This window comes from Xanthobacter pseudotagetidis (assembly GCF_043194795.2).
Lineage (GTDB): Bacteria > Pseudomonadota > Alphaproteobacteria > Rhizobiales > Xanthobacteraceae > Xanthobacter > Xanthobacter tagetidis_A.
Map to the genome: position 1 here is coordinate 2,677,082 of NZ_CM195534.1, position 26,155 is coordinate 2,703,236.

Genomic DNA, 26,155 nt, shown 5'->3' on the forward strand with positions numbered 1-26,155 from the left:
GTCCCGGCCTGATCGGTCCAATGCCGGCCGTTCCAATGCTTAAGGCACGGGGCCGCAGCGGGCGGCCTCGCGCGTGTGAGGGAGCGTTTCATGGCTCAGGTCCAGGCCCAGCCCATCGCGTTGTACTATTGGCCGACGCCTAATGGCTGGAAGATTTCCATCATGCTCGAGGAGTGCGGGCTTCCCTATGAGGTGAAGCTCATCAACATCGGCAAGGGCGACCAGTTCAAGCCGGACTTCCTCGCCATCTCGCCGAACAACAAGATGCCGGCCATCGTCGATCCCGAGGGGCCGGACGGGGCGCCCATCTCGGTGTTCGAGAGCGGCGCGATCCTCCAGTATCTCGGCCGCAAGACCGGCCGCTTCTACCCCGCCAACGAGCGCCAGCGGGTGGAGGTGGAGCAGTGGCTGTTCTGGCAGATGGGCGGCCTCGGCCCCATGGCCGGGCAGGCGCATCATTTCCGCATCTACGCGCCGGAGAAGGTGCCCTATGCCATCGAGCGCTACACCAACGAGGTGCACCGGCTCTACGGCGTCATGAACAAGCGCCTGGCCGACCGCGACTATCTCGCCGGCGACTACTCCATCGCCGACATGGCCTGTGTCGGCTGGTGCAAGCTGTGGGAGCGGCAGGGCATCAAGATCGAGGAGTTCCCGCACTTCAAGGCCTGGCTCGAGCGTGTTATGGAGCGACCCGCGGTCAAGCGCGGCCTCGCGGTGAACGCCGAGGAGCGGGCCAGCGTGGACATCGCCAAGGACAAGGACGTCCAGGCCATCCTGTTCGGGCAGCGCGCCCGCACGTGAGCGGCCTTTTTGGGGGCGAGGGCCGTTGGCATGGCGAAGGACATCAGGCTGGAGCTCGCCCGCGCGGGCGCCCTTCATCGTGACGGACGGCTCGACGAGGCGATCGCGCTCTATCGCAGTCTGCTGAAGGGCGCGCCGGAGGCCTTCGAGGTCGCCCGGCTGCTGGTGCTGGCGCTGCTCCAGTCCGGCCGGCTCGGCGAAGCCCATGCGGCGGCCCGCAAGGCGCGGGACGCCCACCGCGGCAACGCGCACGCGCATCTGCTCCTGGGCGCGGTGCGCCAGGCGGAGGGAAAGCCGGAAAAGGCGCTCGAATCGTTCGAGAAGGCGAGAACGCTCGATCCCGCGCTGGTCGAGGCGCACTACATGGCGGCCAACGCTCTGCTGCAGCTCGCCCGACTGCCTGAGGCGGTGGAGCGCTACGACCGCGCGCTCGCGCTCCGGCCCCAGCTTTCCGAAGCGCTCGCCAACCGGGCCGTGGCGCTCTCGCGCCTTGGCCGGCCGGAGGCCGCGCTCGCGGACTGCGACCGCCTGGTGGCGCTCGATCCGCGCGATCCCCAACGCCACCTGTCCCGTGCCGGCACGCTGCTGGAGCTGGGACGCTTCGCCGAGGCGACGCGGGCGGCCGAGGCGGCCCGCGTGCTCGCGCCGAAGCTCGCCGACGCCTATTTCCTCAAGGGGCAGGGCCTGGCGGGACAAGCCGACGTGGACGCGGCCGCCGAGGCGTTCGCGGCGGCGGTGAACATCGCCCCCGACCAGCCCACCTTCCAGGCGGCCCTGGTGCGCACCGAACGCCAGCGCGGCCGGCTGGACGCGGCGCTCCGGCTCGCCGAGGCCGCAACGGTCGGCAATGGCGGGGCGCCGGCTTTGTGGCAGGAGCTGGCGGAGCTGCGGCGCGAGCTGAAGGACCCGCAAGGCGCGCTCGAGGCGGTGGAAAAAGCCCTCGCCCTGGACCCCCGGGCGCCCGGCGCGCTCACCACCAAGGCCCGCCTGCTCATCGACCGTGGCGAGCCCCCGCGCGCGCTTGCGGACGCGGCGCTGGCCGTCGATCCGGCCTTTCCCATGGCGCGCTATCTGCGCGCGGCGGACGATCTCGCCGAGGGACGCTGGAGCGAGGGCTGGGCGGGATATGAGAGCCGCGCCTCGTTCCTGCCGCCGCCTTTCCGACCCCTGCCGTTCGCCCAATGGGATGGGCGCAGCGTGCCGGGCGAGCTGGTGGTGGTCGGCGAGCAGGGGATCGGCGACCAGATCATGTTCGGCCGCCTGCTGCGCCTTCTCGCCGACCGGGGCATCCGCACCCGTTTCCTTACCCAGGCGCGGCTCGTGCCCCTCCTGTCCCGCATCGACGCGCGGGTGCGCGTGGTGTCGAGCCTCGACGACCTCGACACGACTGCGCCGGACCTCGCCTGGGCGCCGCTGGCGAGCCTGCCCCGCCTGATCGCGCCGGACCCGGCCCTGTGGCCGCAGCCGCCCTTTCTCACCGCAGATCCCGAGCGGGTCGGGTGCTGGACCGGCAAGCTCGGCAGCGGCTTCACCGTCGGCATCTGCTGGCAGGGCGATCCTTCCGCGGCGGTGGATGTCGGCCGCTCGGCGCCGCTCGACCTGTTCGCGCCGCTGGCGGCGCTCGACGGCGTCTGTCTGGTGAGCCTCCAGCAGGGTTTCGGCGTCGCGCAGCTCGACGGCTGCCCGTTCGGCGACCGGGTGGCGCGACTGGGGCCGGATTGCGACGCAGATGGGGCCTTCATCGACACTGCGGCGATTCTGCAACACCTGGATCTGGTGGTGACGACCGACACCGCGCTCGCCCACCTGGTGGGCGCGCGCGGCCGGCCGGCGCTGGTGGCGCTCAAGGCGGAGCCCGATTGGCGCTGGGGGCGCCGGGGGGATCGCACGCAGCTCTATCCCAGCCTGCGCTTGGTGCGCCAGGAGGCGCCGGGCGACTTCGCCGGCGTGTTCGCCCGCATCGCCCGGCAGGTGGCAGCGCTGAAGGGGGGGGAATCGCTGTGAGCGCAGGAGCGGCCCGCGTCATTCTCGCCCCGGTTTCCGTGGGGGAGCTGATCGACAAGATCACCATCTTGGAGATCAAGAACGAGCGAATCTCGGAGCCGTCGGCGCGCGGCAACGTCCAGCGCGAGCTGGAGGCGCTGCGGGCTCTGCGCGACCGCGAATCCCTGCCGGCCGCGGTCCTTGAGATCGCCGATGCCCTCTCCGAGGCGAATCGGCAGCTGTGGGACATCGAGAACGCGCTGCGCCACCTGGAGCGGGAAGGGTGCTTCGACGCCGATTTCATCGCCCTGGCGCGGCAGGTCTATGCCGTGAACGACCGGCGCGCAGCCCTGAAGCGGCAGGTCAACGCCCTCTCCAACTCGGCCATCGTCGAGGAAAAACACTACCGGAGCGATTCCCACTAGCGTGCGCGGCGCCCGGCCAGCACCGAGAGCTGGTCCGATAGTGCCTGCTCTATCATTGAGTTAGAGGGTGATTCACCGATCTGGCCGATGCCGGTTGATCGGATAGCGCTCGCAGCTGCCCGGCTTGCAATGGGCAATGGGGTCCGGCATAGGAGGGGGGCGCTGGAGACGTGGCCGAGAGGCTGAAGGCACTCGTTTGCTAAATGAGCAGACCCCCAAAAGGGTCTCGAGGGTTCGAATCCCTCCGTCTCCGCCACCTTCCCACATCCTTGGAATGCTTGCAGACAAAGGAATTACGCGTCCGGAATGGACGGCGTGACGCCAACGTATTGAGGTATTAAGGTGGGTCAAGCCCGTGAGTGCCATTCCTGCAACAGTCGCTGGAATAACAGCTCCAGAGAGGCTGAAACGGCCCCGACGTCGTTGATCCCGGGTGGGCCTTTTGTATGGTGGCTTTGCGACGAAGGGGGGCAGACCCCGGTCGCCCATCGCATGTTCGGCGGTGCGTTGAGCGTGTGAATGGGAATCGGGGCAAGAACCTCTCTAGGTGCTGCAGTCGCACCGACGAAGCGGAACTCGCTCCCTCGGAACCAAACTTGGAGGTCACGATGAAGATGGTGAAGAGCCTTCTCCTCGGCAGCGCGGCGGGTCTCGTCGCGGTGGCTGGGGCCCAGGCTGCCGACCTTCCCGTCAAGGCGAAGGCGGTGGAGTACGTTAAGGTGTGCTCCGCCTACGGCGCCGGCTATTTCTATATCCCGGGCACCGACACCTGCCTGAAGATCGGCGGCTATGCCCGCTTCGACGCCTATGCTGGCGCGGTCGGCACCTTCCGTCCCGACATCGCGACCACGGCCGGCGCCGGCTTCAACGGTCCGGGTGTTGGCGCTTACGCGTTCCCCTTCAGCGACAAGGATGACGCTGACATCCTGACCCGCGCCCGCGGCGTGTTCGACATGGACGCCCGCACCCAGACCGACTACGGCACCCTGCGTTCCTACGTCCGCTTCGGCGGTGAGTGGAACTCGCAGTCCGGCGCTGGTTCGGGACCGAACAACGCTTTCTACTTCGAGCGCGCGTTCATCCAGTTCGCGGGCTTCACCTTCGGTTACACGCAGTCGTTCTTCGACATCGGCGTGAACTACATGATGACGACCCCGTTCGCGGGCTCGAACACCTGGACCTCGCTGATCGCCTATACGGCGCAGTTCGGCAACGGCTTCTCGGCGACCATCGCCCTCGAAGACGGCGCCAATCGCGTGACCGGCGTGCAGGGCACCAACGCCACCATGGCTGCCGCGGGCGGCACCTTCGGCAGCCTCAGCCCGTTCGGCTTCAATCCCTTCCTCGCCACCGTCGGCACGGGTGCGGGCTTGGGCTACCAGAACTGGCAGGGCGGCAACGCTGTTCCTGACATCGTGGCGAATCTCCGCCTCGACCAGGCTTGGGGCACGGCGATGCTCTCCGGTGCTCTGCACCAGGTGAACACCCTCGACCAGTTCGCCCTGTTCCCCGGCGCTTCGTCGTCGGATCAGTGGGGCTGGGCCATCGGCGGCGCTCTCATCCTCAAGGCCGACATGATCGGCAAGGGCGACAGCTTCCTCTTGCAGGCCAGCTACGCCAAGGGTGCGATCAGCTACGCCGGCATGGGCGGCAACAGCCAGGGCACCGCGTCGGCGTGGGGCAAGGTCGACATCGACCAGTTCGGCAACCTCACCGGCGCCTATGTGCCGCTGGCGGATGCCGTGGTCGTGAACGGCTTCGGCGACTACGACCTGACGACCGCTTGGGCGATCATGGGTCAGTTCCGTCACTACTGGACCCCCGGCCTCCGCTCGGTCGTGTTCGGTGGCTACACCAAGTATGAGGTTCCGCTGTCCACCGTGATCGCCGTCACCGACGCCGACATGTGGCAGGTCGGCACCGATCTCGTGTGGTCGCCGGTCAAGAACCTCGATCTGGGCCTCGAAGTGGTCTACTCGAAGGTGTCGGCGGACGTTCCGCTCCAGGCCGTCGCTACGAACGCGATCATCGGTGGTTCCACCGATGTGTGGTCGGGCGGTATCCGCGCTCAGCGTAACTTCTGATCCAAGCTTACTCTTGGTTCCGAGAGACCCCGGCGGGCAACCGCCGGGGTTTTTCTTTGCCTGTTTGTATGTAATTACATGACCTTACGGAACATATGTTCATTTTAGAATTGAGATAGATTGGCCTTTCAAGCATTCACACGATCATTTTTGAAGTGCATGGTGTTCATGGCGCGGCAATACCGGATGGGCGCTTGCGCCGCTGCGCGGTGTTGCTGGAACGGGCTGCGTCTCGGCTGGGTCCGGGGGCGGGCGTTCTGCGTCCCGGAGCCGTTCGGCTTGCCGACGCGGGTGTCGGATCCTCTCGTGCCGTCAAGGGCTGGCAGGTTTTCGGTCGATCCAGGGTTTCCAGGTCGGGAATCAGGCCTTCCGGCGTTTGCGTTTTCGTCGCGTAGACATTAAAAGATATTTTGTATCAATAAAGGGGCTGATAGGTCATGTCGCTCTCTCCTTCTTCTCCGGCGCGTCGGTGCGATCGGTTCACGTCCGCCGTTCTGGCAGCCGCATCGGCGGGTCTCGTCTTGGGCGTTTCGGGTGGGTCAGCCGCGGCTGCCGACGTCATGGCCACCAAGGCCAAAGCCGCCTACATGCGCGCCTGCACCGAGCAGGGGGAGGGATTCTTCTACATTCCCGGCACCGATACCTGCCTGCGCGTCGGCGGATATCTCTGGGCTGAAGGCTATTACAACACCTATACCGACTATCCGCCCGAGAACGACAAGACCTATTCCATCGCCACCGCCGGGGTGATTCTCGACGCCCGCACCGCCACCGACTACGGCACCTTGCGCTCGTACTTCGAGGCCCGCTTCAAGTGGCGCTCGGCCGATCCCTGGTCGGACGGCCCGAACGGGAACGAGATCGAGGTCTGGAACGCCTATATCCAGTTCGCCGGCTTCACCTTCGGCAAGGCGCAGTCCTTCTTCGACTTCTATGCCAACGCCAACGTGCTCGGCACCGACCCCGCCACCATCGGCGACGACGTGCGCCTGAACCTCCTGGCCTACACCTACGAGTTCGGTTCCAGCGGTTTCAGCGCCACGATCTCGCTGGAAAGCGCGGCCGACCGCAACAACGGCGTGCTGGCGCAGAACCCCTTCCTGCCGCTCGGCAACGAGGACCTGAGCGCCGGCATTTCCGCGACCGACATCGTCGGCAACGTGAAGTATTCCGGCGACTGGGGCGAGGCGCAGATCTCCGGCGCCCTCCACAGGACCAATTCGGTCAATGTTCTCAACATGTTCACGACGCAGGACACCTGGGGCTACGCGCTGCAGGCCGGCATCATGTTCAAGCTGGACGCGCTGGCCGAGGGCGACACCCTCTACATCCAGAGCGCCTATGCGGACGGGGCCATCTCCTATCTCGGCTTGGTCGACCCCACCGGCATGTACTCCCCGCCGGACGCCTTCATGAGCGTCACCGGCCTGAACACCGTCACCGGCTGGAACATCACCGCCTCGTTCCTGCACAATTGGAACGCGAAGTGGAGCTCGGCCCTGTTCGGCGGCTATGCGGCATTCGATCTCAACGATCCTGCGGCGCAGCTGTTCTACGGCTTGTCCGGCGGCACCAACTACAATGTGGGCGGCTATATCGCCTTCACGCCCGTCAAGGCGCTGACCATCGCCCTGCAGTATGATTACACCTACAACAGCGCCAAGGACTACGTGCCGACCGCGTTCGGCCCCTCGCTGGCCTCGACCGACGCCAGCCAGCTTCTGCTGTTCGTCTCGCGCGATTTCTGAAGCGCGTCGCGGGGGCGCGTTTCGGGGGTGAAGGCGGCATCTGGCTTGGTGCCGGATGCCGTCGCCGCCGAGCGAGCGGCGTCCAGTGTGGCATCTGGCGCCGCCGGGCCAGCCGGCGGTGCGGACGGTGTAATGGACGGTCTTGGCTTGACGCGGTGGCGAATCCCCGCTAAGGGCACTCCCTCGCTTTTGGATTTGGTGCCGTTCGGCCCTCCCGGAAGGGAAGGGCGGGGCGGTGCTTGTTCATCTCCGCAGGGGCCGGCCTCCACCGGACGCGGAGCAACACCCGTGCAGGTACCCCTAAGGGCCTGCGCCACATGGAGAAGAGAGCAGTGGCTCGTATCGCCGGCGTCAATATTCCGACCAACAAGCGCGTCGTCATCGCGCTCCAGTACATCCACGGCATCGGTCCCAAGAAGGCCGAGGAGATCGTCGAGAAGGTGGGCATCCCGGCCGAGCGCCGCGTGAACCAGTTGACCGACCAGGAAGTGCTGCAGATCCGCGAGACCATCGATCGCGACTATATGGTCGAGGGCGACCTGCGCCGCGAAGTGGCGATGAACATCAAGCGTCTGATGGATCTCGGCTGCTACCGCGGCCTGCGCCATCGCCGCGGCCTGCCGGTGCGCGGCCAGCGCACCCACACCAATGCCCGCACCCGCAAGGGGCCGGCCAAGCCCATCGCCGGCAAGAAGAAGTGAGCGGCGCGCGAGCCCGCTGACGAGACCCAGCCCCCGCCGGGACCTGTCCCGAGGGGGCCATCCCGAGCGCCTGGAGCTACGGGCGCGCCTGAAGGATCAAGGAAGACATGGCCAAAGAAGCAACACGCGTGAAGCGCCGCGAGCGCAAGAACATCGCCTCGGGCGTCGCCCATGTGAGCGCCTCGTTCAACAACACCATGATCACCATCACCGACGCGCAGGGGAACACCATCTCCTGGTCTTCGGCCGGCGCCATGGGTTTCAAGGGCTCGCGCAAGTCCACCCCGTACGCCGCGCAGGTGGCCGCCGAGGACGCGGCCCGCAAGGCGTCCGAGCACGGCATGCGCACCCTCGAGGTGGAAGTGTCGGGTCCCGGCTCGGGCCGCGAGTCGGCGCTGCGCGCGCTCCAGGCGGCGGGCTTCCTCGTCACCTCCATCCGCGACGTGACGCCGATCCCGCACAACGGCTGCCGGCCGCGCAAGCGCCGCCGCGTCTGATCGGCTCCTCCCGCGGGGCGCGATCCCCACGGGTCCACTGCCCGGTTTTTCTCCCCATTCGGGACGGGCATGCGCGACGGGGCGGGCGACATCACGCCCCGACGCCGCCCGGCGAGAAAGCAAGGTGATCCAAGTGATTCAGAAGAACTGGCAAGAGCTGATCAAGCCCGAGAAGCTGCAGGTCAATCCCGGCCACGATCCCAGGCGCCTCGCGACCGTGGTCGCCGAGCCGCTGGAGCGCGGCTTCGGCATGACGCTCGGCAACGCGCTGCGCCGCATCCTCCTCTCGTCGCTGCAGGGCGCGGCGGTGACCTCCATCCACATCGACGGGGTGCTGCACGAGTTCTCGTCCATCCCCGGCGTGCGTGAGGACGTCACCGACATCATCCTCAACGTGAAGGACATCGCCATCAAGATGCAGGGCGAAGGCCCGAAGCGCATGGTGGCGAAGAAGACCGGCCCCGGCGTGCTCACCGCCGGCGACATCCAGACCGTGGGCGACGTCCAGGTGCTGAACCCGAACCTGCCCATCTGCACGCTGGACGACGGCGCGGAGCTGCGCATCGAGTTCACGATCGACACCGGCAAGGGCTACGTGCCGGCGGACCGCAATCGTCCCGAGGACGCGCCGATCGGCCTGATCCCGATCGACAGCCTGTACTCGCCGGTGCGCAAGGTCTCCTACAAGGTCGAGAACACCCGCGAGGGGCAGATCCTCGACTATGACAAGCTCACCATGCAGATCGAGACCGACGGCTCGATCACGGCCGAGGACGCGCTCGCTTATTCCGCGCGCATCCTGCAGGACCAGCTGGAGATCTTCGTCAACTTCGAGGAGCCCAAGCGCGAAAACGAGCAGGCCGCCATCCAGACGCTGCCGTTCTCGCCGGCGCTCCTGAAGAAGGTGGACGAGCTGGAGCTTTCCGTGCGCTCGGCCAACTGCCTGAAGAACGACAACATCGTCTATATCGGCGACCTGATCCAGAAGAGCGAGACGGAGATGCTCCGCACGCCGAACTTCGGGCGCAAGTCGCTGAACGAGATCAAGGAAGTGCTCGCCTCCATGGGCCTGCATCTGGGCATGGAAGTGCCCGGCTGGCCGCCGGAGAACATCGAAGAGCTGGCCAAGCGCTTCGAGGAGCATTACTGACCGAACCGAAAGGCGGCGCTCCGCGCCGCTGAAATCCTTTGGCGCGGCCCGAGCCGCTCGTTTCCATCGGCTCGCAACGCCGCCATCTTCAGGAGTTCGCCGTCATGCGTCACGGCAAGGTACATCGCAAGTTCAACCGCACCTGGGAGCATCGCAAGGCGATGTTCTCCAACCTCGCGGGCGCGCTCATCACCCACGAGCAGATCGTCACCACCCTGCCGAAGGCGAAGGACCTGCGTCCCATCGTCGAGAAGCTCGTCACCCTGGCGCGCCGCGGCGACCTGCACGCGCGCCGCCAGGCGGTTGCCGAGCTGCGCGATCCGGCGGTGGTGAAGCGCCTGTTCGAGGTGCTGGCGCCGCGCTACGCCGCGCGCCCGGGCGGCTACACCCGCATCATCAAGGCCGGCTTCCGCTATGGCGACTGCACGCCGGTGGCGGTGATCGAGTTCGTGGACCGCGACGAGAGCGCCAAGGGCGCCGCCGATCGCGCGCGCACCGAAGCGGCTGCGGAAGCCGAGGCGGCCTGATCGGCGTCCGCCGGCACGGCGGATCGACAGGACTGGAATTCAGGAGAGGGCGCCGGCTTTCAGGGCCGGCGCCCTTTTCGAGTCCGGTGTGCCGCCTCTCCGATGGCCCGCGCCGGGAGGCGCCGCTCGACCGCAGCGGCATGGTGCGCGCATGTGTTCGCGGGGCCGCGCACGCATCGGCATGAGCTTTCGTCATGCTCGCATGTGAAAGGGTCATTTGCCTCCCTCGGGGTCGGTCGGCACCCTTTGGGTGCGGCTTCCCCATCTGGAGAACCCCTGCAGACGGAGCCGTCCCGCCGCCAGAGGAGCTGCGTCGGCGCGTGCTCTATCAATAAGTTAGAGGGAGATTCACCGATCGAATTGATTCAATTTGATCGGATCGCGCTCTAAGAATCAAAGAAGCGCCGGCCGCCGCCGCCTTCGGGCCGCGCGTGGTCCGGCTGCCGAGGAAAGTGCGGGAAACGCATGCGAGACGCGCAAGTTGGCCGCGCGGCGCCGCAGGACGCCGGGACCTTCGACTATGTCATCGTCGGCGCCGGATCGGCCGGCTGCGTCCTGGCGAACAGGCTCACGCGGGACCCCTCGGTGCGGGTGCTGCTCCTGGAAGCGGGGCCCAAGGACAACTACATCTGGCTGCACGTGCCGATCGGCTATTACTTCACCTTCGGCAATCCGCGGGTGGACTGGTGCTTCACCACCGAGCCCGAGCCCGGGCTCGGCGGCCGGCAGATCAAGTATCCGCGCGGCAAGGTGCTGGGCGGGTGCTCCTCCATCAACGCCATGGTGTATATCCGCGGCCAGGCGGCGGACTATGACCACTGGCGCGACTTCGGCAATCCCGGCTGGGGCTGGGACGAGGTGCTGCCCTACTTCAGGCGCTCGGAGGACTATTCCAAGGGCGCCAACGCCTATCACGGCGCCGGCGGGGAACTGGCGGTGGAGCCCATCGGCGAGAGCTGGGAAATCCTCGACGCCTTTGAGCAGGCCTGCATCGAGACCGGACTTCCGCCCACCGACGACTTCAACAAGGGCGACAGCGAGGGCGTCGGCCGCTTCGATCTCACCCGCCGCAACGGCCTGCGCTGGAGCACGGCGCGCGCCTTCCTGCGGCCGGCGCTGGAGCGGCCGAATCTCAAGGTGCTCACCGGCGCCCACGTGCAGCGGCTCACCTTCGAGGGGCGACGCTGCACCGGCGTGGTGTTCCGGCAGGACGGCGCGACGTTCGCGGCCAGGGCGGCGGGGGAGGTGATCCTCTCCAGCGGCGCCGTCGGCTCGCCGCAGACGCTCGCCTGCTCGGGCATCGGCTCCGCCGCGCGCCTGAACGATCTCGGCATCCCCGTGGTGGCGGACCTGCCGGGCGTCGGCGAGAACCTCCAGGACCACGTGGCCCTGCGCATGCTGTTCAAGGTAAAGGACACCATCACCCTGAATCAGCAGGCGGCCACCTTCCTCGGCAAGGCGAGGATGGCGCTGCAATACGCGCTGCTGCGCAAGGGGCCGCTCACCATCCCGCCGGCTTTGGTCAGCGCGTTCACCCGCTCCTCGCCGGAGCAGAAGACGCCGAACGTCCAGTTCGTGGCCTACCCGGTCAGCTTCGACAAGGTCGGCGATCCGCCCCATCCCTATCCCGGCTTCACGGCCTCGGCGTGCCTGCTCAACCCGTTCAGCCGCGGGCATGTGCGCATCGCCGCGCCCGATCCCATGGCGGCGCCGAAGATCCAGCTCAACTTCCTGACCGACGAGCGCGACCTCGACATCGCCGCCGGCGCCATGCGCGCGGTGCGGCGGGCGATCTCCGGTCCCGCGCTGGCGCGGTTCCAGCCGCAGGAGATGCAGCCGGGCGTGACCGCGCAGACCGATGACGAGCTCAAGGACGCCGCGCGGCGCTACGGCATGACCATCTTCCACCCCGTGGGCACCTGCCGGATGGGCAGCGATGCCGGCGCCGTGGTGGATGCGCGCCTGAAGGTGCACGGCATCGGCGGGCTGCGCGTGGTGGACGCCTCGGTGATGCCCACCATCACCTCGGGCAACACCAACGCGCCGACCATCATGATCGCCGAAAAGGCGGCAGACATGATCCTGGAGGATCGCCGGGGCGCGGCCTGAGGCGCCATATCCGCGCGCGGCGCGCACAGGGGGAGGAGGCGAGGATTTGACCGAGGCAGGAACCGCATCCGGCGCCTTCGCTCTCTATTGGGAGGTGGCGCCCGAGGCGCCGTGCGCGCTTCCCGCGGGCCTCGGCATCGCGCACGCGCGCACCTACGCTGCCGCGGAGGGCGGGCTCGGCCTCGTCATCGCCGAGCTCGACGGCGCGGGGCAGGCCGGCGGCCTGCCTTCCGGGTCGGCTCACCTCGCGCGCCACCGGGCCCGCGAGGTGAGCCGCACGCTGCGGCCCGGCCTCGATGCCGCGGCCGCGCTCGACGCGCCGGTGGTCAACTCGATCTGGTTCGACGTGCCGCCGGACGGCGAGGACGAGTTCGACGCCTGGTACGACACCGAGCACATCCCGCTGCTCATGCGCTCGCCCGACTGGCTGATGGTGCGCCGGTTCGCGGTCGCGGCGCGCGACCCGTTTGCCGCGACCCGCCTGTCGCTCCATTACATCGCTCGCGAGGCGGCGCTGGCCTCGCCCGAGCGGCAGGCCGCCCGCGCCACGCCCTGGCGCGATTTCCTCGCCCGCCGGGACTGGTTCAAGCCGCGCGCCCGCGTGTTCCGCCGCCTGTGAGGCGCCCCAAGGAGACACCATGCAACAAGACGAGCGACGGGGCATCCTGCTGATGATGCTCGCCATGGCGACGCTGATCGGCAACGACACCCTCCTGAAGCTTGCGGCACAGACCCTGACGGTGGGCCAGGCGCTGTTCATCCGCGGCCTCGTTTTGGTGCCGCTGCTGGGCGTCCTGGCCCTGCGTGGCGGCGCCCTTGCGCGCCCGCGCGATGCGATCCACCCGACCGTGCTGCTGCGCACGGTGGGCGAGGTGCTGTTCGTCTCCTTCTACATCTCCGCTTTGGTCCACCTGCCCATCGGCGACGCCACTGCCATCCTCATGCTGGCGCCGGTACTGGCGACCCTGGGCGCGGCGCTGGCGTTCCGCGAGCCCGTGGGGGCGTGGCGCTGGGCCGCCGTGCTGGTGTCGTTCGCGGCCGTGATCCTGGTGATCCGGCCGACCGTCCACGGGTTCGATCCCTGGCTGCTCGTGGCGGGGCTGGGCATGGTGTGCGCCGTCATCCGCGACCTGGCGGCGCGGCGCCTGCCGCCCGGATGCTCCACCTCGCTGGCGGCTTTGGTGGCGGCCGCCGGGGTGAGCGTGTTCTCGCTTGGCCTGATGCTGTTCGAGGGCCTGCGCCCGTTCGATCTCACGGGCGTCGCCTATGCGATCGCGGCGGGCGTGGTGGCGACGGTGGCCTTCAACGCCATGATCGGCTCCATGCGGGCGGCCAACGTCGCGGTGGTGATGCCGTTCCGCTACTCCTGCATCATCTGGGCGATGGTGATCCAGGCCGTGGTGTTCGGGCTGATGCCGGACGTGGTCGCGCTCGCAGGCACCGGCCTCCTGCTGCTGGTGGGCATCGCCTCCTATGCGCGCGAGCGCCTGCTCCGGCGCCGGGCCGACCTCGCCACCGCCGGGGCCTGAGGCGATCGCAGCCCTTGGAGATCAACAGCTGGCAGCGAAAATTGCCTTGCCAACGAAAAAGGGCCGGCGCGGAGCGCCGGCCCTCGAATGTCCTGAACGCGTTGCGCGAGGCGCGGGGCTCAGTTCACGGCGATCTGCGCCGCCTTGACGATCTTCTCCAGCTGCGCCCGCTCGGTCTTGATCCGGGCGGCGAAGGCGGCCGGCGTCGAGGGGATGGGCGCGGCGCCGACCGCCGCGAGCCTCTCCTTGACCTCCGGCAGCGCGAGGACGGCGGCCACGTCCTTCTGGATCTTGTCGATGATCGGCTGCGGCGTGCCGGCGGGCGCGAACAGGCCGGCCCACTGGGTGCTCGCCACGTTGGGAACGCCGCTCTCCTGGAGCGTCGGCAGGCCCGGGTCCACCGTCACGCGCTTGGCGTCGGTGACCGCGAGCAGCTTCACCCGGCCGCTGTCCACGAACGGCTTGGCGGACGAATAGGCGAGCACCGCCACCGGCACCTCGCCGCCGGCGACCGCGGTGGCCGCGGGAGCGCCGCCCTTGTAGCCGATGTGGCGCAGCTTGGTTCCGGTCTCCAGCGCGATCCACTCGCCGGTCAGGTGGTTGAGCGTGCCGGCGGCAGGCGAGGCGAAGTCCACCTCGCCCTTCTTGGCCTTCTCCAGAAGCTCCTTCATGGAGTTGATGCCGGCCTGGGCGTTCGCCACCACCACGATCGGCGTGTCGGTGAGCGTCATGATGGGCGTGAAGTCCTTCTCCATGTCGTAGGACACGGTCTTGAAGATCAGGCCGTTGATGATGGTCACGCCGGTCTCGGCCACGAACAGGGTGTAGCCGTCCGGCTTCGCCTTGGCGGCCGCCTGGGCGCCGATCATGCCGCTCGCGCCGGCACGGTTCTCGATCACCACCGGCTGGCCCCATTTCTGCTGCAGCCGCTCGCCGACGACGCGGGCGGCGATGTCGAGGATGCCGCCGGGCGCGAACGGAACGACGATGTTCACCGCGCGGGTCGGGTAGTCCTCGGCTGAAGCTGCGCCGGCAAACATGAAGGTTGCGGCCAGGGCCGCGGCGATAAGGCGTTTCATGTCCCTCTCCCTTGTTTCGGTTGTCCTCCTGGGGGCCGGGCCATGATCGTCCGACCCCCGCCTTGTGGCGCCTTCTTTGCGGGCGCCGTCACTCTCCGCGCGACAGCGGGGCGCTGGCGTAGCCGGCCTGCACGTGCACGTCGATCAGATAGGGCTTGCCGGCGGCCACCTGGTCGAGGCCGCGGGCGATGGCCGCCTCCAGCTCCGCGTGCGTGCGCACCGGCCCCTCGGCGGCGACGCCCTGGGCGCGGGCGATGGCGGCGATGTCCACCATGGGCTCGTCCATGCGCTGGCCGATCCAGCGGTTCTCGACCGGCCGGGCGCGGATCTTGGCCACCGCCTCCTGGTGCAGCTCGTCGTTGAAGTTCGAGCGGTTGTTGGAGACGATGAACAGCGCCGGCAGCTCGTAGTGGGCGGCGGTCCAGAGCGCGGTGACGCCCTGCAGGAAGTCGCCGTCGCCCAGCACCGAGACCACCTCGCGGCCCTTGTCCTTCAGCGCCAGGGCCGCACCGACCGTGATGCCCGGGCCGGCGGCGAGGCCCGCCCCGCCGTCATGGCCGAGGAAGTCCAGCGGATCGCGGAACTCATAGACGTCGCCCGCCCAGCCGATGGTGACGTGGGCGAGCGAGAACGGCCGGTCGCCGCGCGCCTTGGCGAGCGCCACCTCGATGTCGCGCGGCGCGATCTCCTCGCCCGGCTTGCCCTTGTAGGCGGCCTCGGCGCGCGGGGCGCGCTCGGGCTTGGACGCGGCAGGCTTGGCGCCCTTGGCGAGGCGCGCCTCCACCTCGGCGAGGAGCTGGGCGACGAACCGGTCCGGGCTCGCCAGCACCGGCACGTCCACCGGCGGCAGGGCGAAATAGTCCATGCTCCAGCCGCGATGGATGTTGGCATCCAGCGAGGCGTGCACCAGCTTCGCCGGGATCGACGCGGTGTTGCGGGTCACCTGCATCAGGAAGCCGTTGAAGTCGGCCCAGTCGAGGCTGACGATCACGTCGGCGCCGCGCACCACGTCCTTGGCGGCGGGGGTGAGCCAGTAGCAGGGCGGCACCACGTGGTTCGGATGCTCGGTGGGGAACGCCGCGCGCTCGCGCAGCGAGGTCATGACGCGGGCGTTGAGCAGCTCGGCGAGCTTCACCCGCGCGTCCCACGCCTCCTGCGCCCGCGAGCCGCGGCCGTAGAGCAGCAGCGGCGCCTTGGCGGAGAGCAGCAGGTCGGCCACCTGGGCCACCGTCGCGTCGTCCGCGCTCGGCGGCGGGGCGAGCTGGTAGCGCTCGACCGGGGGCAGGGCGATGGGCTTTGCGAGCTTCTGCTCCTGGAGCCCGGCGTCGAGGCAGATATAGACCGGCGCGCGCGGCTCCATGTGGGTCAGCTGGGCGCCGCGCAGGAACGCCTCGACGATGCCCTCGGGCGAGCGCGGCTCGTCGTCCCACTTGATGTAGTCACGCAGGAGCGCGCCCTGGTCCTTGGCGGTGTGGATCCAGTCGATCCAGGGCCGGCGCATCTCGGGCGCGATCGGGCCGGTGGCGCCGAGGATCATCATCGGCATGCGGTCGCAATAGGCGTTGAACACGCCCATGAGGCCGTGCATCAGGCCGACATTGGAATGCAGGACCGCCCCCATGGCCTTGTCAGCCGCCTTGGCATAGCCGTGGGCGATGGAGACCACGTGGTCCTCGTGCATGCACAGCAGCATCTTGGGCGTCTCGTTGCCCAGGAAGTTCACGAGGCTGTCGTGCAGGCCGCGATAGCTGGCGCCGGGGTTGAGGGCGACATACTCGATGCCGAGCTGGCGCAGCATGGCCGCCGCGACGTCGCTGCCCCAAGCGAGTTCAGCCGGTGCGTTGGGCGCCACCGGCACTTCGTTCCTCTTCATCCATTCCCTCCCAGGGATCGCGGCGGGCCTCATGAATTGGCGCTGACCCACCCGCGTCCCGATCTCAACTGTTTCGTTCTGGCCTGCGATCTCTCCTTCGCTTGCGTCGCGCTTGGGCCCGCTCAGGACGCCTTGTCGAGCCGGGCCTCGCCCTTGCGGCGGGCGGCGAGCCGCACCGCGGCGACGATCTCCGGATAGGTGCCGCAGCGGCACAGGTTGCCGGAGAGATAGTGGCGGATGAGGTGCTCGTCCGGGTCCGGATGCTCCTCCAGCAGGCGCTCGGTCATCATGATGAAGCCGGGCGTGCAGAAGCCGCACTGGAACGCGCCGGCCTCGATGAAGGCCTGCTGGACGATGCTCGGCACGCCGCCGCGGGCGAGGCTTTCCACCGTCTCCACGCGGGTGCCCTCCAGGAACACGCCGAGGAACAGGCAGCCGGAGACCGGATCGCCGTCCACCCGCACGGTGCAGCAGCCGCACAGGCCCTGGCCGCAGCTCTCGCGGGCGCCGAACAGCCCGAACTCGTTCTGGAGCACCTCGACCACGGTGTGGTGGGGCGCGACCCGGGCGGTGACCGGCCGGCCGTTGAGGGTGAAGCTGATGGTGCTGAGGTCGGCCATCTCAGAAGTCCTCGAGCGGCTGGTTCGCGGCGGCGCGCATGGCGCGGTAGACCGCCTCGGGGGTGATGGGCAAAGACGTGATGCGCACGCCCACCGCGTCCTCGATGGCGTTGGCGATGGCCGGGGAGACGCCGAAGGTGGCGCTCTCGCCCACGCCCTTGGCGCCGAACGGGCCGGAATGCTGGGTCGCCACCACCGCCTCGCTCTCCATGAGCTGCGGAATGTCGAGGATGGAGGGGATCTTGTAGTCGGCGAGCGAGGCGTTGGTGACCTGGCCCGCGTCCAGCTCCATCTTCTCCGACATGGTGAAGCCGTACTGCATGACGGCGGCGCCGGAGATCTGGGTGTCCACCACCTTGGGGTTCAGCGGCGTGCCCACGTCGCACACGTTCACCATGCGGGTGACGGTGACGTGGCCGGTCTCGGTGTCCACCTCGATCTCCACCGCCGTCGCGCCGATCATCCAGAACGGGGTGACGTTGTCGGAGAGGCCGGTGTCGTGGTCGGGCGACTTGTAGGTGGGGATGAACGAGCCGATGCCGATCACGTTGCCGGCCTGCATGCCGTAGCGCTTCTTGAACAGCTGATCGACCGGGATGTTGCTGCGCTCGGGCAGGCCCAGCTCTGCGGCGAGGTCGTCGAGCTTCTTCTTGGCGTCCTCGGCGGCGAGGCGCACCGCGTTGCCCATGTGGAAGGTGGAGCGCGAACCGAGCGTCGCCATGTCGTAGGGCGTCACGTCCGTGTCCGGGCGCACCACGCACACGCCCTCGGTGGGCACGTTCAGCACCTCGGCGACGATCTGCGCCATGGCGGTGTCGGAGCCCTGGCCCATGTCCACCGTGCTCGAATAGAGCGTCACCGAGCCGTCCGCCGACACGTTGACGATGGCGACCGAGGTGGTGGGCGAGATCGAGGCCTTGAAGCCGATGGCGATGCCGCGCCCGCGCCGGATGGTGCCGGTGCCGCGGTCGAACGGCTTGTCCCAGCCGATGCGCTCGGCGGTGCGCTCCAGCACCTCGGGGATGGCGGCGTCCTTCATCACCGTGCCGGTGGCGTGGGGGCGGCCGTCGCGCAGGATGTTCTTCCGCCGGAACTCCAGCGGGTCCATGCCGATGCCGCGGGCGATGAGGTCGGTGTGGCTCTCATAGGCCCACACCAGCTGCGGGATGCCGAAGCCGCGCAGGGCGCCGGCCGGCGGGCGGTTGGTGTAGACCGCCACCGATTCCAGATAGACGTTGTCGATGTCGTAGGGGCCGGCGGCGGTGAAGCCGGACTTCTGGGTCACGCGCGGGCCGATGTCGGCATAGGCGCCGCCGTTCCACCACACGTCGCAGCGCCGGGCCACCACCTTGCCGTCGGCGTCGACGCCGCTCTTGATGCGGAACGTCGTGGCGTGCTTGGTGATGGTGTAGAACTGCTCCTCCATGGTGAGCGCGACCCGCACCGGCCGGCTGGTATAGAGGGCGAGGGCGGAGGCCAGCGCCTCCAGCTTGATGTAGAGCTTGGCGCCGAAGCCGCCGCCCAGGTGGCTGGTCTTCACGCGGATGCGGTTCTCCGGCCACTTGAGCAGCCGCGACATCTCGATCCGCACGAAGGACGGGCTCTGGGAGGCCGTGTGGATGGTGAGCCCGGCGCTGGTGGGCTCGGCCACCGAGATCATGGGCTCGAACGGCGTGTGCATCACCTGCTGGGTGGTGAAGTCGTGCTCGAAGACGTGCGCCGCCGACGCGAAGGCGGCTTCCGCGTCGCCCCGGATCAGCCGGTAGTCCAGCGCCACGTTGGTGTCGCGCTTGCCTTCCAGGTGCTTGAGGTCCGGGAAGGTGCCGGCGGGCTTGAGGGTCTCGTGCACGTAGACGTTCGAGGTCGCGGCCTCCACCTCGTCATAGACGGCGGGCAGCTCCTCATAGTCCACGAGCACCAGCTGGGCCGCGGCGTCGGCGATGTGGGGGTCCTGCGAGAGCACCACGCAGACCGGCTCGCCCACATAGCGCGTCTTGCCGTCGGCGAGGATCGGCTGGTCGTGGAAGGCGGGACCGAAATAGGGCTCGGGGATGATGGTGCGGATGTCGGCGCAGGTCACCACCGAATGGACGCCCGGCACCGCCGCCGCCTCCTCGGTGTGGATGGCGAGGATGCGCCCATGGGCAACCGTCGAGCGCACGATCTTGGCGTGCAGCATGCCGGGCAGGCGCAGATTGTGGGTGTAGTCCTCGCGGCCCGTGACCTTGGCCATGGATTCCAGGCGCGGCACCGCGCGCCCGACCTGGCCGTTGGGCATGAGGGGATGGGTCTTGAGCTGGGTCACCGACATCACGCCGCTCCCTCGGCTGCGATCGCCTTCCTGAGGGCGCGGGCGACATTCACGCGCACCAGCTGGGTCTTGTAGGGCGCCGAGCCGCGCACGTCGGACGTCACCTCGGCGGCCTTCGCTGCGGCCTCGCCCGCGGCGCGGAACGCCTCCTCGCCGATGGGCGCGCCCTTGAGCGCGGCCTCCGCGTCGACCATGCGGGTCGGGGTCTCCACCGCCGCGCTGAGGACGATGCGGGCGTCCTCGATGGTGCCGTCCTTCACCGCCAGCGAGACGGCGACGCCGAGCGCCGGCCAGTCATGGGCCGAGCGGGTGGTGCACTTCACATAGGCCGAGCGCCGGCCGGCCTGCGCCGGCACCGACAGAGCGGAGATCAGCTCGCCGGGCTCCAGCGCGGTCTCGTAATAGCCGCGGAACAGCTCGGTCAGCGGGATCGTGCGGCTGCCGGACGGGCCGGTGGCGGTGATGTCGGCGCCGAGCGCCATGAGCACCGGCGGCAGGTCCATGTGCGGGTCGGCATGGGCGAGGTTGCCGCCAACGGTCGCGACATTGCGCACGCGCACATTGGACAGCACGCGGAAGGTGTCAGCGAGGATGGGAAAGGCGGCGCGCACCGCCTCCGAGCGCTCCAGCTGGCCGAGGCGCACCAGGGCGCCGGCCTGAAGCGCGCCCTCCGGTGTCACGGCGAACTCGGCGTAGCGGGGCTCCACTCGGCGCAGGCTCACCAGCTTCGAGGGCTGGAACACCCCCGACTTCATCATCAGCATCATGGCGGTGCCGCCGGAGACGGCGCGGCAGGTGGGGTCCTCCGGATCGATGAGGCGCACCGCCTCGGCGAACGAGGCCGGCTCCGCGAGCTGGAACGGGATCATGCCGCCTCTCCCTTTTCGCCGAAGGCCTTGCGCAGGTTCTCGGTGAAGCTGCGCTCCATCTCGCGGGCCTTGGACTTCAGCACCGGCTGGCCCAGCGCCCCGAGCTTGCCGGCCAGCGCCACCTCGATGGCGTAGGCGATGCCGGTGCTGGCGCCGCGGTCGTCGAGATTGGCCTTGGCGGTGCCGGTGAGCCGGCCGACGACGCCGGAGGGCACGCCCTCCACCTTGGCCTCGATGACGCCGGGCGCCTCCATCTTCGTTACCTCGACCGACACGTCGAACTTGAACCGGATGTAGGCGACCTTGGTCTCCATCACCGCCGTGTAGTGGGTGGCGTCGACCTCGTTCAGGTCGCGGACCCCCTCGACGCAGGAGGCGAAGAAGCGGGCATCCTTCAGCCTGTCGAACACCACCTCGCGCGGGGCGCCGACCTCGATCTCTCCTGTGAAGATCATCGCGCGGGAACCTCCGCCAGAAGCGCGGTGAGCATTTCCGCGATGGTGCCGGGCACCTCCAGCGGCGTGAAATGACGAGCCCCGGCGATGATGCTCATGCGCGCGCCGGGAATGGCCTCGGCCATGGCCTGCGCCATGGCGGGCGGGGTGGCGTAATCCTCCTCGCCGACGACGATCCGCACCGGCATGCGGAAGCCGGGAAGCGCCGCGGTCTCGTCACAGGCGCCGAGCATCCGGCAGGTGCGCACATAGGCGTCCACGTCATTGGCGAGGAACACCTTGATGGCCGCATCCACCACGTCCGGATTGGCCTCGCGGAAGGCGTCGCCGAACCAGCGCGTCTTCTGGAACGGAACGAGCGCGGCCATGCCGCCCTCCTTCGCCTTCATGGCCCGCTCTTCCCAGGCGGCGGACGCGCCGGCGCCGTATCCGGCCGTGGTGTCGATCAGCCCGAGGGCGTCGGTGCGCTCGGGAAAGGCGGCGGCGAAGGCGATGCTGACGCACCCGCCCATGGAGGCGCCGGCCACCGCCGCGCGCGTCCAGCCCACCTGGTCCATCACGCGCGCGAGATCATCCGCGAACAGTTCCACCGTGTAGGGCATGTCCGGCTTGTCGGAGGCGCCGTGGCCGCGGCAATCGATGGTGAGCACGTCGGCGTGAGGCAGCAAAGCGGGCACCACCCGATCCCAGAAGCTGCGATCCATCGCCAGCGAGTGGATCAGCGCGATGCGCTTGCCGCCCGCGCCCTTATGGAGGGAATAGGCGATGCTCGCGCCGTCCCGCGCGGTGGTCCGTCCGTTGGTCTGCGCCATGCGTGCTATCTGGCCTCGGCTCCCCGGGGGCCGCCGATTGGCCCACCGTCTGTCGCGCCCCGAGCCGGAAATCCGAGGAAATTCATCACCTTCCTGGATGGATTTCAGGCTTTGCGATCTTGGAGCCTTTATAGGCAGCGCCCGACTTTCCGGCCAAAGGATGGTTTCTCATGCGAGTCATGAGGAAGTTTCATCGACGGCGTTTATGGATGCGCGGCCACCAGGCATGAGGAAATCTTGCCTGGTCATTCAAAAGCGTCATTTGCGCGGAAGGGGGCCGGGCGGGGTACTAGGCCCCGGAAAAAAGGGTGGATACGCGGCTGTCGGCCGTCCATTCCGCTCGGCCGCGCCCCTCCGGCCGCGCCACCAGGGAGAAAGCCTCATGGATCAGAAGGTGACCCAATCCGCGCCGATCAAGCGCTACGGCCTCTATATCGACGGTCGCGAGACGCCGGCCCCGCGGGAGATGGAAAGCATCAATCCCTATACCGGCAAGGTGTGGGCGGTGGTCCCGGACGGGACCGAGGCGGACATGGACACGGCGGTCGCCGCCGCCCGCCGCGCGTTCGACGACGGCCCCTGGGGCAAGATGACCGCCACCCAGCGCGGCGCCCTCATGCGCAAGCTCGGCGACATCATCGCCCGCGACGCCGAGGAGCTGGCCCGCATCGAGTGCGCCGACAACGGCAAGCTCTACCGCGAGATGCTCGGCCAGTGGAAGTATATCCCCGAGTATTTCTATTATTATTCCGGCATGGCGGACAAGTTGCAGGGCGACGTGGTGCCCTCGGATCGTCCGAACTTCTTCATCTATACCCGCCGTGAGCCGATCGGCGTGGTGGGCGCCATCACCCCCTGGAACTCGCCCGGCCTGCTGCTGGTGTTCAAGCTGGCGCCGGGCCTCGCGGCGGGCTGCACCTTCGTGGTGAAGCCGTCCGAGCACACCCCGGTCTCGACGCTGGAGCTCGGCAAGCGCTTCGAGGAGGCGGGCTTCCCGCCCGGCGTCTACAACGTGGTGACGGGCCAGGGCGCCATCGGCGCCCACCTCGTCAAGCATCCGGGCATCGACAAGCTGGCCTTCACCGGCGCCACCTCCACCGGCAAGCGCATAGCCGCCTCGGCGGCGGAGAACCTGACCCGCGTGTCGCTGGAGCTGGGCGGCAAGTCGCCCAACATCGTGTTCGAGGACGCCGACATCGATGTCGCCGCCAACGGCGCCATCGCCGGCATCTTCGGCGCCTCGGGGCAGACCTGCATGGCCGGCTCGCGCCTGCTGGTGCAGGAGAGCGTCCATGACGCGCTTCTGCAGCGCATCGTCGAGCGCACCCGGCAGATCCGCCTCGGCGACCCGCTCGACGAGGCCACCGAGATGGGGCCGGTGGCGAACGAGCCGCAGTTCAAGAAGGTGCTCGAATACATCGACATCGCCAAGGCGGATGGCGCGCAGGTCTGCTACGGCGGCCAGGGCGACCCGACGCTCGGCGGCTATTTCGTGCAGCCCACCGTGCTCGCCGGCGTCGACAACGCCATGCGCATCGCCCAGGAGGAGGTGTTCGGGCCGATCCTCTCCGTCATCAAGTTCAAGGATGAGGCGGATGCGATCCGCATCGCCAACGACACCCGCTTCGGCCTCGCCGCCGCCGTATGGACGCAGAACGTGCACCGCGCCCACCGCGTGGCGCACCAGCTGCGCGCGGGAACGGTGTGGATCAACGCCTACCGGGTCGTCTCCTTCGCCACCCCGTTCGGCGGCTTCAAGGAGAGCGGGCTCGGGCGCGAGAACGGCACCGATTCGATCCGCGAGTACACCGAGACCAAGTCGGTCTACGTGGAGCTGACCGGCGAGCCGCGCGATCCCTTCAAGCTCGGCTGAGGCCCGAGCGCGGCTTCATCCTTTCCGCGTGAATCCTATCGCCGGCCGGCCCTTGCGGGCTGGCCGGCTTTGTCGTCCGGCCCCTTGCAGCGCGTCCGGCGCAGGTTCGCCCGGCCGGGCGCGGATGCGCTTTGCCGCGAGCTGATGTAATGAATTCTCTCCAGGGGAGGCCGCCTTATGGGGCGGACCAGAAGAGAGGCGCAAGAACGGTGCGCAGGCATTTGCCCTCCATGAGGGCGCTCCAGGCGTTCGAGGCGGCCGCGCGGCACCTCAATTTCACGCGCGCCGCGGTCGAGCTGAACCTCACGCAGACCGCCATCAGTCACCAGATCCGCAATCTCGAAGAGACGCTCGACATCCAGCTCTTCTCCCGCGATGGCGGGCGCCTGCGCCTGACGGCGGCGGGCGAGCAATATGTGGCCTCGGCGCGGCTCGTGATCGCCGAGATCTCGCTCGCCACCGATCGCGCCAGCCACGAGCAGCGCGACGACACGCTCACCATCGGCTGCCTCGGCACGTTCGAGATCAAGAGCCTTTTGCCCCACATCTCGGAGTTCCAGGACCGGCACCCGGAGCTGGCGCTGCGCTTCAAGACCATCATCCCCAACGCGCCCCCGGCGCGGCCGGACTACGACGTGTCGATCCAGTACGGCGTCGGCGACTGGCCGGGCATGACCGCCTACAAGCTCGGCGAGGAGGAGGTGTTCCCGGTCTGCAGCCCGCGCCTGCTGGAGAAGGACCCGGACCTCAGGGAGCCGGCCGACCTCGAGCGCCACACCATCATCCGCACCGGCTCGCCGCTGCTGGTGCGCGACGACTGGCCGTTCTGGCTCGACCGGGCTGGCGTGCCGGGGCTCGGATTCGCGCGCGAGATCACCTGCGACCTGCTCTATCCGGCCTTCCAGGCGGCGATCGAGGGCCTCGGCATCGTCATGGGCCGCTCGGCGGTGGTGCGCCACGACATCTCGCGCGGCCTCCTGGTGGAGCCGTTCGACATCCGCCTGCACTCGCCCTCGGCCTACTACCTCGTGGTGCCGCAGGCGCGCGAGAACCTCGCCAAGGTGGAGGCGTTCCGCGACTGGGTGCTGGAGGAATTGCTGCGCAAGATCGCGTGAGCGGCCGGCCCAGCGGTGCCCGCAGGCAGCGGTGAGGCCGTCCCCGCGCGGCGACGCTGGTGCCGCGCCCGCCCGTCCGCCCCATAGACGCCGCGCCGGCTCTGGCGCAAAAGAGGGCGCGGAACCGGTGCCGGGCGGGGCGGCTCCATGCGAGAGGTCTTGGGATGAGAGGAACCATGCTGGTCGCGGGCGCCATTGGGTGCGCGCTCGCTTTGGCGGTCGGTCCGGCCGCCGCGCAGCAGCAGCCGCGCGTGCCGACGTCCCGCGCCGAGGTGGCGCTGTCCTTCGCCCCGGTGGTGGCGAAGAGTGCGCCGGCGGTGGTGAACGTCTATGCCCTCAAGGAGCAGCGCGCCCGCAATCCTCTGTTCGACGACCCGTTCTTCCGCCGCTTCTTCGGCAATCGCGGCGCGCCCGGGCTGGGGACGCCGGAGCGCATGCAGCGCTCGCTCGGTTCGGGCGTGATCGTGGACCCGTCCGGCCTCGTGGTCACCAATTACCACGTGATCGAGCAGGCGGACGAGATTCGCATCGCCCTCAACGACAGGCGCGAGTACGAGGCGGAAATCCTGCTGCGCGACCAGCGCACGGACCTTGCGGTTCTGCGCATCAAGCGCGAGGGCAAGGAGAGCTTCCCCGTCATCGAGCTCGGCAATTCCGACGAGGTGGCGGTGGGCGACCTCGCGCTCGCCATCGGCGATCCCTTCGGCGTCGGCCAGACGGTGACGCAGGGCATCATCTCGGCGCTGGCGCGCACCCAGGTGGGCATCTCCGACTACCAGTTCTTCATCCAGACCGATGCCGCCATCAATCCCGGCAATTCCGGCGGCGCGCTGGTGGACATGGCCGGGCGGCTGATCGGCATCAACACCGCCATCTATTCGCGCTCCGGCGGCTCCCACGGCATCGGCTTCGCCATTCCGGTGAACATGGCGCGGGTGGTGATCGAGCAGGCGAAGAGCGGCGGCAAGGCGGTGCGCCGGCCCTGGCTCGGCGCCTCGCTCCAGCGCGTGACGGCAGACCTCGCCGAGGGCCTGGGGCTCCAGCGCCCCTCCGGCGTGCTCATCACCTCGGTGGTGGAGGGCAGCCCGGCGGCGAAGGCGGGCCTGAAGTCCGGCGACCTCATCGTCGCCGTGGAGGGGCAGGCGGTGGACGACCCGCAGTCGCTCAACTACCGGCTCGCCACCCGTCCGATCGGCGGCAAGGCGGCGTTCGCCGTCAGCCGCTCCGGCAAGGACCTGGCGCTGGTGGTGGTGCTGGAGGGCGCTCCGGAGACCGTGCCGCGCGAGGAGATCGCGCTCAAGGCGCGCTCGCCCTTCGCCGGCGCGCTGGTGGTGAACCTCTCGCCCGCCGTGGCCGAGGAGCTGCGCGTCGATCCCAATGCCACCGGCGTCGTGATCTATGACGTCGACGACGGCACCGCCGCCGCCGCCGCCGGCTTCAAGGCCGGCGACGTGATCCTGGAGGTGAACGGCCAGAAGGTCGAGCGCACGCGCGACCTCGACCTCGCCATCCGCACGCCGCAGCGCGCCTGGCGCGTGGTGGTGGTGCGCGGCGGGCGCACCATCTCCGCCGTGCTGCCGGGCTGAGGGGG

Annotated in this window: 22 protein-coding genes and 1 tRNA gene; 16 read left to right on the forward strand and 7 right to left on the reverse strand. The window is 68.9% G+C overall.

Going from position 1 to position 26,155, the window contains the following annotated elements; genetic code table 11:
- Positions 1 to 90: 90 nt before the first annotated feature.
- The 13 genes from V5F67_RS12215 to V5F67_RS12275 all read left to right on the forward strand — a co-directional run bounded on the left by V5F67_RS12215 (position 91) and on the right by V5F67_RS12275 (position 13,557).
- Positions 91 to 804, forward strand: a complete 714-nt coding sequence (locus tag V5F67_RS12215; RefSeq protein ID WP_394017591.1) for a glutathione S-transferase N-terminal domain-containing protein — start codon at positions 91 to 93, stop codon at positions 802 to 804.
- A 30-nt stretch (positions 805 to 834) separates the two neighbouring features.
- Entirely contained in the window at positions 835 to 2,808 is a 1,974-nt protein-coding gene (locus V5F67_RS12220; RefSeq protein ID WP_394017590.1) for a tetratricopeptide repeat protein, read from the forward strand.
- Complete coding sequence (locus V5F67_RS12225) at positions 2,805 to 3,212, forward strand: DUF6165 family protein (protein ID WP_394017589.1); 408 nt, start codon at positions 2,805 to 2,807, stop codon at positions 3,210 to 3,212. The genes V5F67_RS12220 and V5F67_RS12225 overlap by 4 nt, the downstream gene beginning before the upstream one ends.
- Positions 3,213 to 3,376: 164 nt before the next feature.
- Positions 3,377 to 3,468 (forward strand) — tRNA-Ser (locus V5F67_RS12230).
- A 352-nt stretch (positions 3,469 to 3,820) separates the two neighbouring features.
- Positions 3,821 to 5,296, forward strand: a complete 1,476-nt coding sequence (locus V5F67_RS12235) for a porin (RefSeq protein WP_394017588.1) — start codon at positions 3,821 to 3,823, stop codon at positions 5,294 to 5,296.
- Positions 5,297 to 5,856: 560 nt separating this feature from the next.
- Positions 5,857 to 7,044 (forward strand): porin, encoded by a 1,188-nt coding sequence (locus tag V5F67_RS12240; protein WP_394017587.1) that lies wholly within the window; start codon positions 5,857 to 5,859, stop codon positions 7,042 to 7,044.
- Between the two features lie 332 nt (positions 7,045 to 7,376).
- Positions 7,377 to 7,745 carry a 30S ribosomal protein S13 gene (gene rpsM / locus V5F67_RS12245; RefSeq protein ID WP_393978104.1) on the forward strand — a complete coding sequence of 123 codons (369 nt, stop codon included), beginning with the start codon at positions 7,377 to 7,379 and terminating at the stop codon, positions 7,743 to 7,745.
- Between the two features lie 107 nt (positions 7,746 to 7,852).
- A complete protein-coding gene (rpsK, locus tag V5F67_RS12250) occupies positions 7,853 to 8,242 on the forward strand; it encodes a 30S ribosomal protein S11 (RefSeq protein WP_394017586.1) in 390 nt (129 codons plus the stop codon).
- Positions 8,243 to 8,375: 133 nt separating this feature from the next.
- A complete protein-coding gene (locus V5F67_RS12255; protein WP_394017819.1) occupies positions 8,376 to 9,392 on the forward strand; it encodes a DNA-directed RNA polymerase subunit alpha in 1,017 nt (338 codons plus the stop codon).
- Between the two features lie 104 nt (positions 9,393 to 9,496).
- Entirely contained in the window at positions 9,497 to 9,919 is a 423-nt protein-coding gene (rplQ, locus tag V5F67_RS12260) for a 50S ribosomal protein L17 (RefSeq protein ID WP_394017585.1), read from the forward strand.
- Between the two features lie 465 nt (positions 9,920 to 10,384).
- On the forward strand, positions 10,385 to 12,028 hold the full coding sequence (locus tag V5F67_RS12265) for a GMC family oxidoreductase (RefSeq protein WP_394017584.1): 1,644 nt from the start codon (positions 10,385 to 10,387) through the stop codon (positions 12,026 to 12,028).
- 46 nt (positions 12,029 to 12,074) lie between these two features.
- Complete coding sequence (locus V5F67_RS12270) at positions 12,075 to 12,647, forward strand: hypothetical protein (RefSeq protein WP_394017583.1); 573 nt, start codon at positions 12,075 to 12,077, stop codon at positions 12,645 to 12,647.
- Between the two features lie 19 nt (positions 12,648 to 12,666).
- Complete coding sequence (locus V5F67_RS12275) at positions 12,667 to 13,557, forward strand: DMT family transporter (RefSeq protein ID WP_394017582.1); 891 nt, start codon at positions 12,667 to 12,669, stop codon at positions 13,555 to 13,557.
- Between the two features lie 119 nt (positions 13,558 to 13,676).
- Here V5F67_RS12275 and V5F67_RS12280 read toward each other — a convergent pair whose 3' ends face one another.
- From V5F67_RS12280 to V5F67_RS12310, 7 genes are all read right to left on the reverse strand, one after another.
- A complete protein-coding gene (locus tag V5F67_RS12280; RefSeq protein WP_394017581.1) occupies positions 13,677 to 14,636 on the reverse strand; it encodes a Bug family tripartite tricarboxylate transporter substrate binding protein in 960 nt (319 codons plus the stop codon).
- Between the two features lie 88 nt (positions 14,637 to 14,724).
- A complete protein-coding gene (locus tag V5F67_RS12285) occupies positions 14,725 to 16,509 on the reverse strand; it encodes a thiamine pyrophosphate-binding protein (protein ID WP_394017580.1) in 1,785 nt (594 codons plus the stop codon).
- Between the two features lie 122 nt (positions 16,510 to 16,631).
- Positions 16,632 to 17,129 (reverse strand): (2Fe-2S)-binding protein, encoded by a 498-nt coding sequence (locus V5F67_RS12290; RefSeq protein ID WP_394017579.1) that lies wholly within the window; start codon positions 17,127 to 17,129, stop codon positions 16,632 to 16,634.
- 1 nt (position 17,130) lies between these two features.
- On the reverse strand, positions 17,131 to 19,440 hold the full coding sequence (locus V5F67_RS12295; protein ID WP_394017578.1) for a xanthine dehydrogenase family protein molybdopterin-binding subunit: 2,310 nt from the start codon (positions 19,438 to 19,440) through the stop codon (positions 17,131 to 17,133).
- On the reverse strand, positions 19,440 to 20,309 hold the full coding sequence (locus tag V5F67_RS12300) for an FAD binding domain-containing protein (protein WP_394017577.1): 870 nt from the start codon (positions 20,307 to 20,309) through the stop codon (positions 19,440 to 19,442). The genes V5F67_RS12295 and V5F67_RS12300 overlap by 1 nt, the downstream gene beginning before the upstream one ends.
- Entirely contained in the window at positions 20,306 to 20,764 is a 459-nt protein-coding gene (locus V5F67_RS12305) for an SRPBCC family protein (RefSeq protein ID WP_394017576.1), read from the reverse strand. Before V5F67_RS12305 ends, V5F67_RS12300 begins: the two co-directional genes overlap by 4 nt.
- On the reverse strand, positions 20,761 to 21,576 hold the full coding sequence (locus V5F67_RS12310) for an alpha/beta fold hydrolase (RefSeq protein WP_394017575.1): 816 nt from the start codon (positions 21,574 to 21,576) through the stop codon (positions 20,761 to 20,763). Before V5F67_RS12310 ends, V5F67_RS12305 begins: the two co-directional genes overlap by 4 nt.
- Positions 21,577 to 21,988: 412 nt before the next feature.
- Here V5F67_RS12310 and V5F67_RS12315 point away from each other — a divergent pair, with 412 nt between their 5' ends.
- From V5F67_RS12315 to V5F67_RS12325, 3 genes are all read left to right on the forward strand, one after another.
- Complete coding sequence (locus V5F67_RS12315) at positions 21,989 to 23,449, forward strand: aldehyde dehydrogenase (RefSeq protein WP_394017818.1); 1,461 nt, start codon at positions 21,989 to 21,991, stop codon at positions 23,447 to 23,449.
- A 149-nt stretch (positions 23,450 to 23,598) separates the two neighbouring features.
- Positions 23,599 to 24,564, forward strand: a complete 966-nt coding sequence (gene gcvA / locus V5F67_RS12320; protein ID WP_394017574.1) for a transcriptional regulator GcvA — start codon at positions 23,599 to 23,601, stop codon at positions 24,562 to 24,564.
- A 176-nt stretch (positions 24,565 to 24,740) separates the two neighbouring features.
- Complete coding sequence (locus tag V5F67_RS12325; RefSeq protein WP_394017573.1) at positions 24,741 to 26,150, forward strand: Do family serine endopeptidase; 1,410 nt, start codon at positions 24,741 to 24,743, stop codon at positions 26,148 to 26,150.
- Positions 26,151 to 26,155 lie beyond the last annotated feature (5 nt).

Bases quoted from the DNA above. Each gene is read 5' to 3' on its own strand.
- V5F67_RS12215 (WP_394017591.1), top strand. From the start codon at position 91: ATGGCTCAGGTCCAGGCCCAGCCCATCGCGTTGTACTATTGGCCGACG.
- V5F67_RS12220 (WP_394017590.1), top strand. From the start codon at position 835: ATGGCGAAGGACATCAGGCTGGAGCTCGCCCGCGCGGGCGCCCTTCAT.
- V5F67_RS12235 (WP_394017588.1), top strand. From the start codon at position 3,821: ATGAAGATGGTGAAGAGCCTTCTCCTCGGCAGCGCGGCGGGTCTCGTC.
- V5F67_RS12240 (WP_394017587.1), top strand. From the start codon at position 5,857: ATGGCCACCAAGGCCAAAGCCGCCTACATGCGCGCCTGCACCGAGCAG.
- rpsK (WP_394017586.1), top strand. From the start codon at position 7,853: ATGGCCAAAGAAGCAACACGCGTGAAGCGCCGCGAGCGCAAGAACATC.
- rplQ (WP_394017585.1), top strand. From the start codon at position 9,497: ATGCGTCACGGCAAGGTACATCGCAAGTTCAACCGCACCTGGGAGCAT.
- V5F67_RS12265 (WP_394017584.1), top strand. From the start codon at position 10,385: ATGCGAGACGCGCAAGTTGGCCGCGCGGCGCCGCAGGACGCCGGGACC.
- V5F67_RS12275 (WP_394017582.1), top strand. From the start codon at position 12,667: ATGCAACAAGACGAGCGACGGGGCATCCTGCTGATGATGCTCGCCATG.
- V5F67_RS12280 (WP_394017581.1), bottom strand. From the start codon at position 14,636: ATGAAACGCCTTATCGCCGCGGCCCTGGCCGCAACCTTCATGTTTGCC.
- V5F67_RS12285 (WP_394017580.1), bottom strand. From the start codon at position 16,509: ATGAAGAGGAACGAAGTGCCGGTGGCGCCCAACGCACCGGCTGAACTC.
- V5F67_RS12290 (WP_394017579.1), bottom strand. From the start codon at position 17,129: ATGGCCGACCTCAGCACCATCAGCTTCACCCTCAACGGCCGGCCGGTC.
- V5F67_RS12295 (WP_394017578.1), bottom strand. From the start codon at position 19,440: ATGTCGGTGACCCAGCTCAAGACCCATCCCCTCATGCCCAACGGCCAG.
- V5F67_RS12300 (WP_394017577.1), bottom strand. From the start codon at position 20,309: ATGATCCCGTTCCAGCTCGCGGAGCCGGCCTCGTTCGCCGAGGCGGTG.
- V5F67_RS12305 (WP_394017576.1), bottom strand. From the start codon at position 20,764: ATGATCTTCACAGGAGAGATCGAGGTCGGCGCCCCGCGCGAGGTGGTG.
- V5F67_RS12310 (WP_394017575.1), bottom strand. From the start codon at position 21,576: ATGGCGCAGACCAACGGACGGACCACCGCGCGGGACGGCGCGAGCATC.
- gcvA (WP_394017574.1), top strand. From the start codon at position 23,599: ATGAATTCTCTCCAGGGGAGGCCGCCTTATGGGGCGGACCAGAAGAGA.
- V5F67_RS12325 (WP_394017573.1), top strand. From the start codon at position 24,741: ATGCTGGTCGCGGGCGCCATTGGGTGCGCGCTCGCTTTGGCGGTCGGT.